17 protein-coding genes are annotated in these 19416 nt (G+C 48.0%); 10 read left to right on the top strand and 7 right to left on the bottom strand.

What is annotated here, in order from left to right; translation table 11 throughout:
* Positions 1 to 124: 124 nt before the first annotated feature.
* A complete protein-coding gene (ung, locus tag SHD_RS21375; protein ID WP_023269054.1) occupies positions 125 to 784 on the bottom strand; it encodes a uracil-DNA glycosylase in 660 nt (219 codons plus the stop codon).
* Between the two features lie 166 nt (positions 785 to 950).
* Here ung and SHD_RS21370 point away from each other — a divergent pair, with 166 nt between their 5' ends.
* Positions 951 to 1502, top strand: a complete 552-nt coding sequence (locus tag SHD_RS21370; RefSeq protein ID WP_023269053.1) for a prepilin-type N-terminal cleavage/methylation domain-containing protein — start codon at positions 951 to 953, stop codon at positions 1500 to 1502.
* A gap of 70 nt (positions 1503 to 1572) precedes the next feature.
* Positions 1573 to 1890, top strand: coding sequence for a DUF3144 domain-containing protein (locus SHD_RS21365; RefSeq protein ID WP_023269052.1), 318 nt, complete (start codon positions 1573 to 1575; stop codon positions 1888 to 1890).
* 130 nt (positions 1891 to 2020) lie between these two features.
* Here SHD_RS21365 and SHD_RS21360 read toward each other — a convergent pair whose 3' ends face one another.
* Both SHD_RS21360 and SHD_RS21355 read right to left on the bottom strand, forming a co-directional pair.
* Positions 2021 to 2635, bottom strand: coding sequence for a LysE family translocator (locus SHD_RS21360; RefSeq protein ID WP_011621685.1), 615 nt, complete (start codon positions 2633 to 2635; stop codon positions 2021 to 2023).
* Between the two features lie 86 nt (positions 2636 to 2721).
* A complete protein-coding gene (locus tag SHD_RS21355) occupies positions 2722 to 4272 on the bottom strand; it encodes a S10 family peptidase (RefSeq protein WP_023269050.1) in 1551 nt (516 codons plus the stop codon).
* Between the two features lie 203 nt (positions 4273 to 4475).
* Here SHD_RS21355 and SHD_RS21350 point away from each other — a divergent pair, with 203 nt between their 5' ends.
* From SHD_RS21350 to SHD_RS21335, 4 genes are all read left to right on the top strand, one after another.
* Complete coding sequence (locus SHD_RS21350; RefSeq protein WP_023269049.1) at positions 4476 to 5021, top strand: thioredoxin family protein; 546 nt, start codon at positions 4476 to 4478, stop codon at positions 5019 to 5021.
* A 503-nt stretch (positions 5022 to 5524) separates the two neighbouring features.
* Positions 5525 to 6991 carry a sigma-54 interaction domain-containing protein gene (locus tag SHD_RS21345; RefSeq protein WP_039978911.1) on the top strand — a complete coding sequence of 489 codons (1467 nt, stop codon included), beginning with the start codon at positions 5525 to 5527 and terminating at the stop codon, positions 6989 to 6991.
* Between the two features lie 159 nt (positions 6992 to 7150).
* Positions 7151 to 8584 carry a cytochrome c oxidase accessory protein CcoG gene (ccoG, locus tag SHD_RS21340; protein WP_023269047.1) on the top strand — a complete coding sequence of 478 codons (1434 nt, stop codon included), beginning with the start codon at positions 7151 to 7153 and terminating at the stop codon, positions 8582 to 8584.
* 361 nt (positions 8585 to 8945) lie between these two features.
* Positions 8946 to 10550, top strand: coding sequence for a long-chain-fatty-acid--CoA ligase (locus SHD_RS21335; protein ID WP_023269046.1), 1605 nt, complete (start codon positions 8946 to 8948; stop codon positions 10548 to 10550).
* A 102-nt stretch (positions 10551 to 10652) separates the two neighbouring features.
* Here the strand turns inward: SHD_RS21335 and SHD_RS21330 are convergent, their stop codons facing one another.
* From SHD_RS21330 to SHD_RS21315, 4 genes are all read right to left on the bottom strand, one after another.
* A complete protein-coding gene (locus SHD_RS21330) occupies positions 10653 to 12440 on the bottom strand; it encodes an ABC transporter ATP-binding protein/permease (RefSeq protein ID WP_023269045.1) in 1788 nt (595 codons plus the stop codon).
* Between the two features lie 316 nt (positions 12441 to 12756).
* Positions 12757 to 13314 (bottom strand): heme utilization protein HutZ, encoded by a 558-nt coding sequence (gene hutZ / locus SHD_RS21325; protein WP_023269044.1) that lies wholly within the window; start codon positions 13312 to 13314, stop codon positions 12757 to 12759.
* A 30-nt stretch (positions 13315 to 13344) separates the two neighbouring features.
* Entirely contained in the window at positions 13345 to 13899 is a 555-nt protein-coding gene (gene hutX, locus SHD_RS21320; RefSeq protein WP_039978908.1) for a heme utilization cystosolic carrier protein HutX, read from the bottom strand.
* Between the two features lie 21 nt (positions 13900 to 13920).
* Positions 13921 to 16008 carry a TonB-dependent hemoglobin/transferrin/lactoferrin family receptor gene (locus SHD_RS21315; RefSeq protein WP_023269042.1) on the bottom strand — a complete coding sequence of 696 codons (2088 nt, stop codon included), beginning with the start codon at positions 16006 to 16008 and terminating at the stop codon, positions 13921 to 13923.
* Between the two features lie 247 nt (positions 16009 to 16255).
* Between SHD_RS21315 and SHD_RS21310 the strand changes: the two genes are divergently transcribed.
* The 4 genes from SHD_RS21310 (at position 16256) to SHD_RS21295 (ending at position 19400) form a co-directional block, all read left to right on the top strand.
* On the top strand, positions 16256 to 17131 hold the full coding sequence (locus SHD_RS21310) for a TonB family protein (protein ID WP_039978906.1): 876 nt from the start codon (positions 16256 to 16258) through the stop codon (positions 17129 to 17131).
* Positions 17132 to 17213: 82 nt separating this feature from the next.
* Complete coding sequence (locus tag SHD_RS21305) at positions 17214 to 17951, top strand: MotA/TolQ/ExbB proton channel family protein (protein WP_039979007.1); 738 nt, start codon at positions 17214 to 17216, stop codon at positions 17949 to 17951.
* Positions 17948 to 18385 carry an ExbD/TolR family protein gene (locus SHD_RS21300; RefSeq protein ID WP_023269039.1) on the top strand — a complete coding sequence of 146 codons (438 nt, stop codon included), beginning with the start codon at positions 17948 to 17950 and terminating at the stop codon, positions 18383 to 18385. Before SHD_RS21305 ends, SHD_RS21300 begins: the two co-directional genes overlap by 4 nt.
* Positions 18386 to 18476: 91 nt before the next feature.
* Positions 18477 to 19400, top strand: coding sequence for a hemin ABC transporter substrate-binding protein (locus tag SHD_RS21295; protein WP_023269038.1), 924 nt, complete (start codon positions 18477 to 18479; stop codon positions 19398 to 19400).
* Positions 19401 to 19416: the final 16 nt, after the last annotated feature.

The raw sequence follows: 19416 nt of genomic DNA, 5'->3' as shown, positions 1-19416 counted from the left end.
CCCCATTTGGCCTTAAAATACAAAACGCCCGATGAGGTTCATCAGGCGTTTTAGGTGGAAATAAGTGTCAACTTATTTCAGGACGGGACACGTTCTTTATCAAAGTGAACTTATACCAATCGTATTAAACCTGCCATTGGATCGGCGCTTCGCCCCGTGCCATCAGCAGTTGGTTCACTTTAGAAAAATGCCCGCAACCAAAGAAGCCGCGATAGGCCGACAGCGGTGACGGATGCGGCCCCGACAGAATTTGATGCTGTGACGCAGTAATCACCGCCCCTTTTTTAATGGCATGGCTTCCCCAAAGGACAAAAATAATCGGCCGCTGCTGCGCATTAAGCAGCTTTAACGCCTCAGTGGTAAAGGTTTCCCAGCCCGCATTAGCATGGGAATGTGCTTGCCCCTGCTCCACCGTTAGTACGGTATTAAGCATTAAGATCCCCTGCTCCGCCCATTGAGTTAAATCGCCATGGTTAGGGATTTGAAAACCGGGAATATCGTTGACCAATTCTTTATACATATTGGCCAACGATGGCGGCGGTTTAATGCCTCGCTTAACCGAAAAACACAGACCGTGGGCTTGATCAGGGCCATGGTAAGGATCTTGACCAATAAGTACCACACGCACCTTATCCAAAGGGGTAGTCTTAAAGGCATTGAACACATCTTCCTTGGGGGGATAAATCACCTTTCCCGAAGCTCGCTCTTGATTCACAAAAGTAATCAACTGCTGGTAATAGGGTTGAGCACGTTGATGGTCTATAAATTCCTGCCAAGTCGCCAAAATCTGTTTCTCTTGCTTGGATTACAATGCCGCTAGCTTAAAAGTGATAGAGAGACATGACAAGTTAACTAGGTGTTGAATTCGCCAGAATTGGCTCTATCTCAAGTTAAAATGCGACTAACAAAGTGCTATAGTGTCTGTCTTTATCGTTTATCAATTGATTTAAATGACCAATAACCGCCTAAAAGCGCACAGTGCAGGCTTTACCCTCATCGAGCTTGTGGTTGTGATTCTTGTGCTTGGGGTATTAGCCGTGGTGGCACTGCCTAAATTTATTAATGTGCAGCAAGATGCACAAATAGCCACAGTCAAAGCTGCGGGAGCTGGGTTTAAATCGGGCTTGAATCTTGCCCGCTCAGTATGGGCTGTAAAAGTCGGTTCGGGTCCAAAGGAAGATTTACCCGTATTCGGTTCGGCACAATCCGAGCAAGTGGATTTTAATGCCAACGGCTGGCCTGCACAGCACTATATTTATGGTAACGAGGCATCACCGGCTTTAGACAATGTTGAAGACTGTGTTTCGGTATGGGAAGTGCTGTTCCAAAACTCACAACCAAGTGTTTCACGACTCAATGTCGATGCCACCGAAACAGACTACAAAGCGAGTTATATCAATCCGAATCAATGTACCTACTTTTATCGAGCCAACGATAAATTATCTATCTATTACGATTCACGAACGGGAACTGTCACAACGGACTTGGATCCCAATAGTTAAGTGCGGGCGATTCCTTCTTTGCCAAATTGGGCTAGAATCCCCCACCAATAAATTATTTTGAGTAAGCGCTATGACTGATACCAGCAACACCACGATTTTTGAACTTGCCGATCAATTTATTGCTCTAGCCAATCAGCTAAGCCAGCAAGAAGGCGATGTCGGTAAAGTCGGCACGGCACTGCGTTTCGCAGCAGCCCGTTTTAATGCCTTTGAAGCCGCGATTAAATCTGCCGATTTAGGCGCAGAAAAAGACAACGCACTCGACTGGTTTAGCGCCGAATACCGCGAAATGCTGAACGACAACCTAGACGACCATATCGCCAATCCACCCGTTATGCAGGAAGAAGCTGGTGCTGTGGATGATTCGGTACAAATTTTTAAGGGTTAACCCCTAAAACAGGGCCAGCGCTAAACGCCAAGCATCGTCTGCCAAAACTCCATAAGAAACGCCATACTAAGATGGCGTTTTTTATCTCTGTGTATTTCTCTTCGCATTGTTCTATGCGTATTGCAATACGTTAGAGGGTATACACCACGCGTATCGCGAGCAGGATCAGCACCACGCCAGAAAGTTTATCAATAAGTCCCGCTTTTTCCCGTAACTTAGGCAATACACTCGAATGGGATAACAGTAAGGCAATCAAGGTATACCAAAGCCCATCAACCACCAAAGGCGTTAACACGATAAGCGCTTGACCCGTCAAGCTATCAGCCACCATAACAAACTGACTAAACAGCGCTAAAAAGAACAGCATAATCTTAGGATTGAAGAGGGAAATTGCGATACCATCGCGCGCCGCCGTGAGTGTATCCGTCGCCTCCCCCGCCGCAAGTTTTGCCTGCATGCCACCGTTTGAGCGCAATGCTTGGATCCCCATCCATGCGAGATAGAGCGCGCCTAAAATCGCGATCCCATTAAAAATCAATGGTGCTTTTTTCAATACAACGGCTAGGCCGAGTAACGTCACTAACGCATAAATGCCAATACCAATCGAGTGTGCCCAAGCGCAAACGATTCCCTTACCACGACCACCGCCCAAGGTATGACGCACAACCATGGCCAAACTCGGCCCGGGAGACATAGCGCCCAAGCAACAAATCGCCAATAGCCCTAACCAAGTACTAAAGCTCATTTTTAACCCTTTAAAGCATAAAAAGGCCCTCAGTAGGGCCTTCACAGGAGTGGCAGTTTAACACTGGCCAAACAATACGGTCACTCTCATTTCGCCGCGTTAGGATGATAAAAAGCGCGGATATCCTGCACCAGTTGCGCAAGCGATGCGGGCTCCACATACATCATGTGGCCTGCCTTGTAGTAATGCATAGTGACGCGGCTATTATCTATGCCATTATCGGCAAAGGTATTTTCAGTCGCGAAGAAGGGCGTCGCAAAATCGAAATAACCGTTACCAACAAAAATGCGTAGGTCTTTATTCTCGCGCTGCGCCTGCCCTAAATAGGGCGCCACATTCACATAATGCATTTGCTTACCGCTGATATTCCAGTTCCAGCCACGGTTAACATCGGTGGAGAGCACGTTGAAGGGACGCGATAATTTAACCCCTAAATCCTCATACAGATATTGGTGGATAGCCGCCGTATAAGCGCCATCGATGCCATATCCCGAAGGGTCGTTATCGGTCGAGTCACCGCCACTGTCGTAATCTTTGCCAGTGTAGCGGCTGTCTAATCGCCCGACCGTTAAATCCTGATCCCTGAGCAATTCCTTGGTATAGCGACTCGCACTCACCCGCAAATTCACTCTGTCGAGGTAAGACTCACTCAGTCCAGTAAAACGCGCCAACTGTTGACGTACGCTTTGATAATCGCTTTGCGATAAACGGCTACCCTGTAATAGTGCTAGGGCGTAATCCTTGATTGCGAATTGACGCGCCTGTTCGACAAACGCTTCTAGCCCTAATGCCTTGTCGCCATCGCTGACTTTATTGTGATAAAACGCGGTAGCCGCCATGGTCGGTAAAAAACCAATGTAGGGTTGGTTATTACCCGGTTGATAGCGGGCGTGGCTAAAGTCGAGAATCGATGAAATCAGCATCACGCCATTGACCGAGATATCGGTCCAGCCGCCTTGGAGCTCATCCACTAATGCTGCGGCTCGCGTCGTACCATAGCTTTCACCCGCCAGATACTTGGGCGAATTCCAACGCTTATGTTCAATCAACCAACGGCGCATAAACTCAGCAATCGATTGGACATCTTCTTTCACGCCCCAAAAATCGGCGCCTTTCTTCTCTCCGAGGGCGCGGCTAAAACCCGTGCCCACAGGGTCGATAAACACTAAGTCAGATTCATCGAGTAATGAGTAATCGTTGGCTTCTATCCGATAAGGCGCCGCACCATCATCTTTAGCATCACCTGGCACAATCACACGTTTTGGCCCAAAGAGCCCCATGTGCAGCCACAGCGAGGCAGAACCTGGGCCACCGTTAAAAATAAACGTGACCGGGCGTTTACTGTTGTCCTGCACATCATCCCGTAAATACGTAATAGAGAAGATGCTGGCCTGAGGCTCCCCCTTATCATCCTCTAAAATGGTCTCACCACTGATGGCTTGATAACTGATCTTCTGATTTTGAATCGTCATTCTGTGCTTAGTGGTCACCACCTCTGGCACTAGCTTATCCACTTTCGCATCGCTTTTTTTAGCTGGCTCGGCATGGCCGACCATGGACACAGTGAATAACAAGGGCAGCAACACACTTGCCCATTTCAGCCTTGTGGGCGTTTGCTTCTCTGTTAGCGCTCGCATCAATTATTCTTCCCTTCTGTAGTGGTTATTTTGTGATCTTTTTATTAGTGCACCAGCTTACAAAGACTGTGCACTCGGCGCAAAAGCACAATTGCAACCGAATGCGTCAAAGGTTTAATCGGCTTTTAAAGCATAAATTCACGCAGATTTAAGCTGTTAGCCGCTAAGATAGATTGGATTATTGGAAACTCATGTAGGCATCTATGGGCACTATCACTCTTATCAGTTTGGTCATTCTCGCATTACTTGTGGGCGCGATAGGCCTGTTAATCTGGCAACGCAGCAAAGGTAAATGCATTCCATTGGCGGTAATTTTTGTGTTGGGATTTTTCGCCGTCGGCCTAGGCGGAATTATCGGTTTTGTACATAAAGGCGAAGATTATCAAGCCTATCAAAAGCTGCAGTGGCATACGCTGGCCCCTGAAAAAATAGCGCCACTGGTCGCCGATGGCTACACAGTGTTTGTGGATATCACCTCTGACTGGTGCAGCATTTGCCAAACCAACAAGGCGGAAGTCACGCATAGGGAACAAGTGGTGAATGCGCTGATGGCCGACAAGGTTATTTTAATGCAGGGAAATTGGAGTGAAGCCGATTCCACCATTGCGGGTTACATGAAGCATGAAGGCGTACCGGGCACGCCTTACAATAAGGTCTATGGTCCAAGGGCGCCTAACGGCATAGTATTGCCTTCAACGCTCACCATAGAGGCCGTGCTTAATGGCTTAGCTCAGGCGAAAGCACTGTAAGCGGTTTTAAACCTCAAAAACTGAAGCCGTAAAGCTCAACAGTCGCGCAATAAAAAAGGCTGCATCGCAGCCTTTTTGCACACTTCAAATCAGTAGAAAGCAATTTTCCGGAAAGGTGGGCAGAAAACTACTCCGTACTCTTAACAACCGTCTAACCCCAAAACGCTATTTAACTCGCTCGATCACTCACACCGTACTTCAATAAACATCCCCGCGTTGCCGTGAATCCCCAGCATTAAGGGCAAGCCTGCTTAGTTCAGGTCAACTTAGCCAAAGATATTTATGAAACATTTTTATAACAATTTAATCCTTTACGCCAGCATTAAATACAACTTTCGATCGATTAAAATATAAGCTTTTTATTATCAACAGGTTAATGGTCAGACCTCTAAGCTAGCCTCTAAACCATTCAATTCAAGCATCACAGAGAAACCCACGATATATCGCGACACGACTCAAAGGGTTATACTTAGGGCACTCATTCGTATTAAGGAATCAACGGAATGACATCAATAGAGCCCACCGCAATGCCCTTGGATAAACATTTTCTGCCAGAGAACCAATTACTGCTCAATGCCGTGGGTGAAGGCATTTATGGGTTTGATTTAAATGGTAATGCCGTCTTTATCAATCCCGCCGCCGAGCGCATGACGGGCTGGAAAAATGAAGAGTTACTCGGCAAAAATATCCATAATTGCCATCATCATAGCCACGCGGATGGTAGTCATTATCCGCAGGAAGATTGCCCTATCTACAATACGTTAAAAGATGGGATAGCAAGGGAAATTACCCACGATGTGTTCTGGCGCAAAGATGGTAGCAGCTTTCCAGTGCATTACAGCTCTACGCCCGTCTATCGGGATAACAAGCTTATCGGTGTAGTCGCGATATTTCGCGACATAAGCATTCAGAAACAAACCGAGCAGTCGCTACGCCAAGCTTTGGCGCAGGTTCAAGCACTGTCGGAACAACTTGCCAGCGAGAATCACTATCTCCAAGCCGAGTTAGCCGATAAGACCGGCGATGTGGATATTTCGGGCAGTAGCGCGGTGATCCGCCATATGATCCAGCAACTGCATATGGTGGCCAATACCGACAGTACCGTATTGATTTGTGGCGAGAATGGCACAGGCAAAGAACTGGTTGCCCGCAACTTACATCAACTGAGTCGCCGTAAAGATAAACCCATGATCAGCGTTAACTGCGCGGCGTTTTCAGCCTCACTGCTAGAGAGTGAGTTGTTTGGCCATGAGAAAGGCGCCTTTACGGGTGCGACTCAGCAACGCAAGGGCCGCTTCGAGCTCGCCCATCAAGGCACACTGTTTCTCGATGAGGTGGCCGAATTAAGTTTGGAGGCGCAATCTAAGTTACTGCGAGTGATCCAAGAGCAATCCTTTGAACGACTCGGCGGCAGTGAAACCATTAAGGTCGATATTCGCTTAGTCGCCGCCAGCCACCATGATTTACTCAAGCGCGTTGAACAGGGCTTATTCAGGATGGATCTCTATTACCGCTTGAATGTCTTCCCAATTCAAGTGCCGCCGCTGAGGGCAAGGCTTGAAGATATGCCCGAGCTTGTCAGCCACATTTTACATTCCCTAAACCGCAAACTCGGTAAGAAACTGCGCGGCGTAAGCCAAAAAGGTCTTCAAAAACTGATGGCCTACAGCTGGCCTGGCAATGTGCGCGAATTACAGAATATCCTCGAACGGGAGGCCATTTTATCCCAAACGGATATTTTACAAATCCATGCCATGCCTACGCATCATCTGCAGACTCAAACCGCAGCTTCACCATTACAAACCTTGGCCGAGGCGGAAGCACAGCATATAGAGCAAACATTAAAGCAGCTGAATTGGCGTATTTCTGGCCCCAATGGTGCGGCCAATGTGCTCGGTGTTCCGCCAAGTACACTCAGATCGCGGATGAAGAAACTCGGGATTACACGCCAACCCCCTGCGGAAGAATAGCTTTAAAAACGCGATATATCGCTAATTAGCGATATATCGCGACACGCGTTAAATCAGCATTTAATTTAACTATTAAATATCAATACGTTAAAACAAAAAACTCTTGGCCTAACGCTTGCTATAGGGAGCCGAATCTTATTTAAGCCGTTAGGACTACCTATGCCAAAGAGTGACCCCCTACAGAGTGAGAACGCCAAGCGCTCCTCTGCCGAGCAATTTATCCCCGTAAAAAATATCAAGGCGGACGATAAGTCCGCACAAAAAAGCAGTGGCCAAATTCATTTCCGTGAACAAAAAGGCTATTTTCAGCGCCTGAGAACCACGATGAATAGCCTATTAGTGCTGCTATTTTTTGCCCTGCCCTTTATTTCCTTTGATGGTCGGCAAGCGATATTGCTGGATGTGAGTCAGCAACAGTTCTTCTTTTTTGGCCTCACGCTCTGGCCACAGGATTTCACCTTACTCGCTTGGGTGTTTATTGCCGCCGCCTTTGGATTGTTTTTCATCACAGTGTTTTGGGGGCGCGTCTGGTGCGGCTATCTTTGCCCGCAAACCGCGTGGACTTTTATGTTTGTCTGGCTCGAGAGCCGAATTGAGGGCAACAGCAACAAACGTAAATTGCTCGATAAGGCGCCATGGTCAGCCAATAAACTCGGCAAAAGAAGCCTTAAACACGGCCTGTGGGGATTAGCCGCCTTAATTACCGGCTGTGGATTTATCGGTTATTTCATCCCCGCCCGCGAACTCTACTTAGATATTTTTACCGGCAACGCCGGCTTTTGGACGACCTGCTGGGTATGGTTTTTCGCGATTTGCACTTACTTAAATGCAGGCTGGATGCGCGAGCAAATGTGCTTACACTGCTGCCCCTATGCGCGTTTTCAGGCCGTGATGTTCGATGCCAACACCAAAACCGTCACCTATGATGCCGCACGCGGCGAAGCGCGCGGCCCACGTAAACGCAAACAACCGACTGAACTCGGTGATTGCGTTGACTGTAACATATGTGTCGAAGTCTGCCCGACGGGGATTGATATTCGCCAAGGCCTCCAATACGAGTGTATTAACTGCGGCGCTTGTGTCGATGCCTGTAATGAAACCATGCAAAAATTCGACTACAAACAAAATCTAATTAGCTATGTCAGCGAAAATGAATTAAAGGGTATCGCCCATTCCAACTGGCGCTCGCCGCGCTTTTTAGGTTACGGCGCCGCCGTTGTCATTATGTTGGTTGTGATAGGTTTAGATCTTTCTAGTCGCAGTGAAATTCAGCTTAACGTTATCCGCGACAGGCAAAGCCTATACCGTGAAACCGCCGATAACAAAGTTGAAAATACTTACCAGCTGAAGATCCGTAACAAGACTCAGCAAACTAAGCAATATCAACTCGCGGTCAACAGCGAAGTGCCCTTTAGTTTAATTGCCGATCCGGTCATTACCCTAGCTCCGGGCGAGCAATCGGATTATCCCGTGACAGTATTAGCTGATAAGGATGCAATCCCAACGGGGCGCAAAATTATCGAATTCTCGGTAACGGATGTCAGCAAACCTGAACAAAGCGTTAGCCAAGAAACCGGCTTCTTTAGCCCTTAATTCATAGCTTAAACGTTCTCATTTAACCCTATACAACCAATAAGGCGCCATCGATTGAGCGTCTTATTGGTTTTAAAAATGTCCCACATTACGGGTCCTTTTCCTTCCCCAATTCATCTACCAATCGCTATAAAAATGCCCTATAACATCAACACACCCTAATATACCCAAGTTAATAACGACTTAACTCTACTCCGCTCATATAGAGTAAAAACACTATTTTTAACATAAAGATAGAGCATCTGGCAGGTTAGAATTATTTATCGATAAACATTGACCTTATAGGTTGAATCCTTCTAATCTAAACACTCGTTTGATTTTAAAATAATAACAACGATAAACCTATTTGAGGTAGTTAGGCATGGCATACGATCAAGACTCACAACTCGAACTTGGCAGATACTCATCACTCATAGACTTAATCGAACGCACTAGCCAACGCTTTGGTGATAAAACGGCATATGCTTGTTTGGGGAAAACCAGCAGCTTCAATGATATAGAACGCGATTCACGCTATTTTGCCGCCTATTTGCAGAATAACACTAACCTAAAACCAGGCGATCGGATCGCGATTCAATTACCCAATATTACCCAGTTCGTTATCGCCGCCTATGGTGCGCTGCGGGCGGGGCTTATCCTAGTTAACACTAACCCGCTCTACACCGAAAGAGAGCTTATTCATCAGTTTAATGACTCAGGTGCTAAGGCCTTAGTAGTGCTGTCAGATCTGCTGCCAACCCTCGCCAAAGTGGTTGCGACCACACCGATTGAATTGGTGATTTCGACCCACCCGTTAGATCTTATCGACCCACAAGTTCAGCCCAAAACAGGGCTTAAAAATGTCGAATTCTGCCAAGTGCTTAAACAAGGGGCCGAGCTGCCTTTTAGCCGTTTTGTTCCCGCAGCAAATGATTTAGCGGCGCTGCAATATACAGGTGGTACAACGGGCCTCTCCAAGGGCGCCATGCTGACCCACGGTAATATGCTCGCCAATGCGGCGCAGGTAAAATCCCGAATTGGCAGTGTTATCACCGAAGGGGAAGATATTTTTGTCGCGCCACTGCCGATTTATCATATCTATGCCTTTATGGTGAACTTAGTACTGTATTTTGAATGTGGTGGTTGCTCGGTATTAATCCCCAATCCCCGTGATATTAGTGGCTTAATCAAGACACTGGCAAAATATCCTTTTACCGGTTTTGCAGGGCTTAACACCCTCTTTATCGCCCTGTGCCATCAGCCCGAATTTAAGGCGCTGGATTTCAGTCATTTAAAAATCACGATTTCGGGTGGTACCGCACTCACCGCTGCCGCTGCCAATATCTGGCAGCAAACCACGGGCAATACCATCAGTGAAGGTTATGGGTTATCCGAAACCTCACCGGTAATTTCACTTAATGCTCCTGGATATCAAAAGATTGGCACTATCGGTAAGCCCGTTCTCGGCACAGAGGTCAAACTGTTAGACGAAAACGGCAATGAAGTCCCGCAAGGAGAAGCCGGTGAACTCGCCGCCCGCGGACCACAAGTGATGCTAGGTTATTGGAATAATCCCCAAGAAACGGCCAATGTGATGACGGCCGATGGTTTCTTTAAAACCGGGGATATTGCGATTTTGAACGAGGAAGGATTCCATCAAATCGTTGATCGCAAAAAGGATATGATTATTGTCTCCGGCTTTAACGTCTATCCGAATGAGGTCGAAAACGTGCTCGCCAGCCATCCGAATATCATTGAATGTGCCGTGGTTGGCGTAAAGGATGAACACTCGGGAGAAGCGGTCAAAGCCTTTGTAGTGCTAAAAGATGACAGCCAAGACCATGAGCAGATGAAAACCGCCATTCTTAACTTCTGCCGCGAGCAACTCACCGCCTACAAGCTGCCCAAGTTGATTGAATTTATGCCGCAACTACCTAAGAGTACCGTGGGTAAAATTCTGCGCAGAGAACTCAAAAATCACGCTTAAGCATACGCAAACATCAGTGACGTTTGAGCAATCTTAAATCCAAAACAAAACCCCAGAGCAACACTCTGGGGTTTTATTTATATTACATTGTCCATACAAACCTTACTCGCTCAGCGCACTCACTTCATCCGTGAGCAGCTGCAAACTGGCAAACTCGCGATATAGATCATTGGTTTGTATAAGAGTTTGATGCTTACCACTGGCGACAATCCGTCCTTTATCGAACACGATAATTCGGTCCGCATTGATCACTGTGGCGAGGCGATGGGCGATGATAAGCGTGGTTTTCCCCGTCATCAATTCATCCAGTGCCTGCTTCACTTTTTGCTCGCTTAAGGCATCGAGCGCGCTGGTCGCCTCATCGAGCAGCAAGATAGGCCTGTCGGCTAAAATCGCCCTCGCAATGGCAATACGTTGCTTTTGACCACCGGATAAGCGCACGCCGCGCTCACCCAAATAGGTTTGATAACCTTCGCTAAACTCACTGATAAACTCATGGGCACGGGCCGCAATACAGGCACCAATCACCTCCTGCTCGCTGGCATCGACGCGGCCATAGCGCACGTTCTCCAGCACACTGGTGGCAAAAATCACTGAGTCCTGCGGCACAAGCGCAAACTGTGCCCGCAAATCCTTTGGTGAAAGCTCAGCAATATCAATCCCATCCAAATGAATGCTACCCGATGACGGTACATAAAACCGCTGCAATAACTGAAATAAGGTACTCTTGCCGGCACCACTCGGCCCGACCAAGGCTACCCGCTCACCCGCTGTTATCGTTAGCTCTAAATCGCTGAGCACTAACTGAGTTTGCTCGGGATAATGAAAATTCAGCTGTTGCAGTTGCAGCTCGCCACGCACTTTCGCGGGCAGCGTTTTAGGTACCAGTGGCGCAGGAATATCGACTTCAGTTTCAGCTAATTCGATTAAGCGTTCGGCGGCGCCCGAGGCGCGTTGGATTTCACCAACGACTTCACTAATGGTGGCGACGGCGCCTGCCACCATCACGGCATAAAACATAAAGGCCGAGAGTTCACCACCCGTCATCTTACCCGACATCACATCGTGGGCGCCGACCCAAGTCACAGATGCAATGGCGGCAATACTTAAAAACATCACGGAGGAAATCAACATGGCGCGGTAACGGATGCGACCACTGGCGGCGGTCATCACATCTTCGACACGACCATTGAACAAACTGCGATCCTTATCCTCATGGCCATAGGCTTGCACTGTGTGAATTTCATGTAAGGTTTCATCCACATAAGCTCCCAAATCCGCCACCCTATCTTGACTCTCCCGCGCTAAGGTTCGCACTTTTCGACCAAAGAAACCGACAGGCCCCAGCACCAAAGGCACGGCCAGTAGCACCAGCAGCGTCATCTTCACGCTAGTGATCCCCATCATCGCCAGCCCGCCAATCACAGTCACACCTGAGCGCAGCGCCATCGAGAGACTCGAGCCGACCACGGTTTGCAGCAGAGTAGAGTCGGCGGTAAAGCGCGAAATCACCTCACCGGTACGCACCTTGGCATAAAAGGCCGGAGACAACTTCAGCAGTTGATTGTAAACCGTCAGCCTTATATCGGCGCTGACCCGCTCGCCGAGCCAAGTCATCAGATAAAAACGGCAAAATACCGCAGTGCCACTCACGGCAGTGATCAGCAGCACCAACAGAATAATTTCATTGAGGCGCTGGGCGTTATCCTTAATAAAACCTTCGTCCACCATCAACCGCACGCCCTGCCCGAGGGATAGCCAGGCCAAGGAACCAATCAACAGAAATACAATCGCCGCTACCACCCGCAGGCGATAGGGCTTAAGAAATTGCCAAATCCAGGGCAATACCGCCCGTTGGCGAATCGAAGAATTAGCAGCGTTGTGAGACATAGTGGACTCTGATAATGATCGTGGGGGAAGTGTACTCGATTCTGTAGGCTCAGTTAGCGATTTGTTCACCATTGATATCCTTAGGCTTTATATGCTCATCAACCTTAGCACATGCGAGTATCAACAGAGCATACCCGAAAGCCTTAAGGATAAACAAAATGACATTAGCAAGGCGGGCAATAACAAACGATAAACGCAAAATGCCTTGAGGAATATAACAATAAACCCGCCTAGAGAGCGGGTTTATGCTTGCGCCTTAAGTTGGTCAAGCTCAAGGCGCTGAAGTGTGAGACACAGAAATTTATTAAGACTCGACTTAAGCTACTTGCATATCTTCGGGCGCTTTAGGTGTGCCATGGTGGCCATCACGCTTCCAGTTGACATCGAGTAATTCACTGCCTGTCAGACTAAAGGCCTGGCCAAAACCTTTCACATATAATCCCTGATGGGGCGCTAACTTATACAGATTAAAATCCGTCAATGCCGCGAGATTATCGGACATTTCGCCAAAGCGTTTTGATAACAGGCTGACTCCCTTACTAAATGTGGGTGTATCGCGCTCAACCGCTTGAGCGATTGCATCGAAAGTTAGACGTTTACGGGCGAATACGGATTTTGCTTCGGCTTCATCCTCCACCAGCATGACAGACACTTTTGTCGACTGCTTAAGGTTGTGGCCGTGACGCGCTAAGTCACTCACTAAGATGTAAAATCCATCGTCAGCTAAGGCAAACGGAGCATAACTGGCATTGGGTTGACCACCCGTATCGACTGTCGCGAGTTGCAAAGTATGGCGCTGCTGTTTAAAGGCCTCAATTTCGGGTAACAGTTTGTCCCTTAAACGTTGTTCTTGCTCGGAGATTTCAGGCTTCATATTGGATACCTTAATAAATTATATCGATGACTATTGAGTAGCAAAGGTGCTCGCAAGCGTTTTAAAACGGCGAACTTGCTCAGGAAAAAGCACTCTTTGCTTGTCTCGTCCTAAATAAACTTTGAATACCACCTCGCCTTGAGGACCAAAAAAGTTAATCGAATGGCTCTCGCTGCCCCTAAAGGGTCTGCTGATTAACGCGATAGCTCGCATGTTATCCAGCTTGAGATGGCCATGAAGGCCATCACCTTTGCTGTAGAGGTTGTAATATCCATGGGCAAATTTCCCTTGGGGAAAATCACCTTTAAATTCAAAAACACTGCCCGAGAGCATCACTATCGTGGTCAGAGGTCCCCACTCGGGTAAGCTCTGCAGCAGCTCGTCAATTTGTGTCAAAGGTAAAAACACCCGCTGCGCTTGCGGCAGTGCTGCGACCACATCAAGCTCGGCAATCCCTAATTCACTCGCCAACTGTGCGGGCATTAAATCGGGCTGGTTGATAAAGCGCTGCCTTAACATAGACTGCGAGTCGGCATCAGTGTGATGGCTCGGGTGTGTAATTTCAGTGTCGATTGTCTGTGTCATTTGCGTCTCCTAAAGCTGGGCCTAGAACATATAACGTGCTGACAACTTCATATTGCGACCAGGCTGATACAGGGTCTGCCATGCCTGCTGGTATTTCTCATCACCAATATTTTCGATGGCAAAGTCGACTCTCAGGCCTGACATAGCCCCCATTGCTGGCTCCCAGGCGAGGTACACATCCCACAGGGTATAGTCGTCATACTTAGCCACGCGATAACCTTCGGGCATATTGGATTGGCTGGCGACATAGGTCACTCGGGTGCCGAGTTTCATATCGCCTTCCATGATGCCTTGGGAGAGGTCGACGTTAAACTTATTAGCGGGCATACCTTCGATATAGTCGCCAGTCTTACGGTCTTCACCTCGGGTCTGACCGTAATTCATCGCTAACCGTGTTTGCCCAATGCGATAACGGCCGCTGAGCTCAAACCCAGTTAATTGCGCATCTTCCACGTTGTTCCATGAGGTGGTTTGCTCAAGTCCTGGTATCCCCCGATACGGATTGGAAACTTGCTGCACGATAAAATCGTCCACATCGTTACGGAAGATGTTTACGGTGAAGGCCAGCTCATCATCACCGGCTAAGTCGTTGAAACGAAAATCGGCTTTCAGTTCTTTATTGCGGGCGACTTCAGACTTTAAGTTAGGATTCGTCGCAAAGGTATTACACAAACCTTGGGGTAAAAAACCGGGGATCGGCGGAATGCAATAATGGGTTCCTGTAGAAAACATTTCCTCTACCGTCGGCGCGCGGAAAGCCTGATCATAACGTGCACTTAAGGTCAGCCACGGCTGAGTCTGCCAACTTAAGCCCAGCGAAGGCGATAACTCATTGTCATCCGCGGAAGCATTGAGGTTATGACTCTCGTTTTTGAAGCTGTCATAACGTAAGGCGGCGTCGAGATTGACGGTTTGCGTCAATTGAATATCGGCACGGCTAAAGGCGCCCCACACTGTGGTCTCACCATCGATATCCGCTGGACGTTGCCCCACTTGACCTTTGTCGTCTCTAACGGTTTTAAGGGTATCGCGATAACCATCGACACCATAGGTCAGCTTAGTATTACCAAGTTGCGAACTGTTGTTGAGATTGATGCCAATGGTGCGGTATTCGGTGCTATCGAATTGACCTTTGGTCACTCGGTCTTCGTCATAATCAGTGCTATTCCAATAGACCTGCACTTTAGTGTCCAAATACGGATTATTTGCCGGCGCCAAGCTGTAATTAAGGGTAACGTTTTGATCGTCCGTTTTGCGGCGCACTAAAGGCACTGAACTGCTCACCGCAGCGGAAGGATTACTCGGCACGAGTTCATTAATCTTGTTAACTCTTGCCGATAACTCTAAGCGTGAAGCCTCATCGGCTTGCCATCCAAACTTAGCCAAACCACTGCTCCCCAAAGAAGCACTGTTCGTTAAGGTTTCGTCATTACCCGTATTGATATTATTGGAGTCAAAGTAAGATCCATTGATTAACCAATCAATAGTATCTTGTTGGCCATACACGGCAGCACTGGTTTTAGTGCGGTCGCCATTAGTGTCATAGCCTTGCTTTAGATAGCCACCAAAGGTTTCGTTAGGGGCTAAGAAATCTTGAGCCGATTTAGTATTCTGTGCCACCACACCTCCAATGGCGCCACTGCCCCAGAGACTACTGGCAGGACCGCGAATCACCTCAATTGATTTGAGTAATTCTGGATCCATAAAGTAAGAGCCACGGTGACCAGAACTGGTATTCTGCCTTGCACCATCAATGGTTTGTAATACGCGATCGCCGCTTAAACCACGGATCTCAACGCCTTGAGACGTCGCTCTTGGACCATTGGTTAAAGTGATGTTGGCTTCATTTTTTACCGCTTCGGCAACCGATGATGCCTGAGCCACATTGAGCTGCTCTTCACTTACAACGGTAATACTGCGGCTAGTTTGTGAGACTTTTTCACTCAAGCGTGTCGCGCTGACTAATACTTCATCAAACTCAGTCTCGACTAATCCCGGCTTTTTTTCCTTTTGCAGTGCAGTCACACCTTCTTCAGCCGCTAACGTAAAACTTAGCGCCGTAGTCGTTAATGCGATCGCAATGGCGATAACTAACGGCTTCTTTTGCATGGTTACATCCTCAAATCATCAATAATATTAATCGATTAGAATCAAAATCGGCCGTCGGTGGTTAATCCATTAACCTAGGCCAACCTGCTGCATTTTTAAGCATTCCTTTTCGTGATTGCAGGCACTCTAACTGAGATTGGAAAATTGATCAAATAGAAATCATTATCATTTGCGATCTTATTTATATTGACGTATCTTAATTAGCATTGATTGATGGGTGACTGTTTTTGGACTTGGAAGACTTGCTGTGACACCGAAACGATATCTGGCTTTTGGCGCATTAACCGTTGCAATCCAAACGGGTGTGATTGCATCGCAGCCTGCTATGCCATTACCAAGTAGTCTCAATGAATCGACTCAAATGGCCGCATTCAATGAAGCGAATAAAGCGGTTACCTTAAGCTTTGCAGCTCCTCGTGCCACAGAAAAATCAGCGGCCATATCTGCGGTAAAAAGTACGCCAGCGAAAACGATTCCCGTAGATGCGACCTCGACGCATGTGTCTAATACTAGTAAGCCCCAAACGGCGCCAGCACTCACTGATACGCCAATAGCTGAAATAGCAAGGCAAGCACCCGCACCAACCACAGATAAGCCACGAACGATTCAATCCGCAGTGCAGAACAAGCCAACGCCGAACACATCCTCTAAGGCCGATGCAACAACAGCAAAGCCTCTTATGGCCGCAAATACACAACATCAGAAAGAAACTGGAGAGATAACAAAATCTTCTGACCAAGTGTTGTCGCAAATGGCAGAAATCAAGACTCAAGATAATGCCGCCATTAACAGCAGCGATGTGACGCCCACAAGTACCAGCAAGAACATCAAAGCTACTCCCGAGGTTATCGAGCTAGCAACACCAACTTTTGCCAGTAAACCGCCGCAACCTACTTACCCACGTATGGCACGTAAAAAAGGGCTTGAAGGCACGGCGACTGTAGAAGTGATGTTTAACGAATTTGGACAACAACTGGCCCTCACCTTAGTAAAAAGCTCGGGGGTTGGACTATTAGATCAAGCGGCATTAGAGGCGGTTGAGACCTGGGAGTTTCAAGCCCCCACCAACAAACTGGCCAGCCATTACAAGGTGAGAGTACCTATTCGGTTCGCCTTAAATTGAACGTCCCTAACCGTAACATTTTAACGTTTGCTGCCAGCTTAATAACTACTTGTTTAATAACGAATTTAACCTAAGAGTCTTAATACCCATGACTGACTTTTCCACTCTACAGGCTCAACTCGGCGCCCTGACTTGGCCGTTACTTATCTGCGCTTTTCTCGCGTTAATGATTTGCCTCGAACGTAGCGCCTTATTTTTACAGCAATCCTTTGCATCTATGTCGCCCAAAAAGCAGGCTTGGGTCAAAGCGCTGCGTCAATCCGATGCCAAGGCCAGCAGTGAAACTATTCAAGCACTCATCGAGAGTACGAGTCGTCAGCAGGACTTACTGACCAGAGGCGCCAATATACTGCTAAAACAAGCAGATAAACCAAAGCAGCTCAGGGAAGAATTACTCAGCCTGTGGCTGAACAAGCAGCAAAGGGACTTACAAGCGGGCCTCAAGTTACTGCAAGTGATTGGGATTATTAGCCCGCTACTGGGGTTATTGGGGACAGTACTGGGGCTGATTGAGATGTTCGCCCAGTTAGGGCAATCCCAAGGCCCCGTCACTCCATCACAGCTCAGTGCCGGGCTTGGACTGGCGATGAATACCACTGCAGCGGGTCTGATTATCGCGGTGCCGACCATTACTGCCGCACATCTGTTTGGGATCTGGGCCCATAGTCAGTGCGTAAAAGTAAGTCATGTATTGAATCAACTCAATTTGTGGCTATCTGGGGTTGAACATATCGCCCTCGAGCAGAATCACTATCAGGCTTTTGCCGACGTTAATCGTGCTAAACCCGCCTCAAACACTCAACTCGAGTCACAGCCATGATCAGTGCCGATAGAGCCTCATTACCTCAAGCGGGGATCTCGGCCTTAGAGCCCCTTCCGAGCATCGATCTTACGGCGTTGATAGACATCATTTTTATCGTCTTAGTGTTTCTATTACTGACCGCCAATAGCCGTTTGATGAGTTTACCCGTGGAAGTGCCCCAAAGCCCAAGCAGCGCCATCACGGCCGTCGAACCGAAAGAATCTATCGCTATCAACATCATGGCAAAGGCTCCCCATTGGGCGCTAAACGGCGAGGCCTATTCCGAGTTAAACGCCTTCAGTTCGGCATTTGAAGAACGACTAAAACGTCATCCTCAGGCCAGTATTGTTATCGCGGCGGATAAAGCCGCGCCGGTAGAACCTTTAATGCAGCTGTTAGCACTCTTGCAGGGCAATGCCATCAGCCAGACGCAGATTTTGATGGAACATTAATCGCTTAGATTAAAGCAGAACATTTACGAAACCATTTCCCTTGGTAGTGGCCTTTGCCCACCTTGCACACAGATGAAGTAGGAGTTTACCCATGTTGTTTAAAGCCAATCGTTATGCCAATAAATCAGCCAATCCATGGCGGCTATTTTTCCAGGCGCTCACTCTCTCCTCGTTCGCGGCCTTATTCTCGACTAATGCCTTATCGCAGGAGACCAAACTGGTTAGCGCGGGCGCTGGGGTGACTGAGTTGGTGCTTGCCCTCGATGCAGCTGACGAGCTGGTTGCAGTGGACTCCACCAGCTATCTTCCAGAGCATTTAGCGTCAATTGCCAAACTGGGGTATCACAGAATGTTGTCGGCTGAAGGCATTATGGCATTGTCGCCAACTCTAGTTGTCGGCTCTGAGGTAATGGGGCCAGAAACCACACTCAATGTGCTCAAACAGGCCAAGATTGAGGTGGTGAAGTTACCCTCAAGTGCCGATGAGAAACAGCTGATGACGAATATTGATACCCTCGCTCAGCTACTGAAACGCACAGACCAAGCGATAAAGTTAAAACAAGATTTACATCAAAGACTTGAAGGGCTAAATAAACAGCAACAGCAATTGAGCCAGCAACAGACCCAGCCGAAAATCCTATTTATGTTATTACAGGAAGGACGCGGCGCCCGTGTCGGCGGTAAAGGCACTGCGGCCGATACCATTATCGCGCTCTCGGGGGCGAAGAATATTGCCGACTTTGAAGGTTATAAGAGTCTCTCTCAAGAAGGCATACTCTCACTCCAGCCCGATGTAATTTTACTCTCTAAGCGCAGCGAGCAGAGCGATGCACAAACGGATGAACAAACCGCGCAAGCACTACTGAAGGAAATGCCATTACTCGCCCACACTCCCGCGGGCAAAAATGGCCATATCCAAACCCTTGCCCCACAAGCCTTACTCGGCGGGTTAGGCATTAGCGCTATCGGTGCGGCTGAAGCCTTAGCAGCCACTTTGCTCAAGCAAGATCAATAAGTTGTGGGGCCGATGA

Origin of the sequence: Shewanella decolorationis S12 (assembly GCF_000485795.1) — a bacterium.
Lineage (GTDB): Bacteria > Pseudomonadota > Gammaproteobacteria > Enterobacterales > Shewanellaceae > Shewanella > Shewanella decolorationis.
This window is presented reverse-complemented; position numbering and strand designations above follow the sequence as displayed.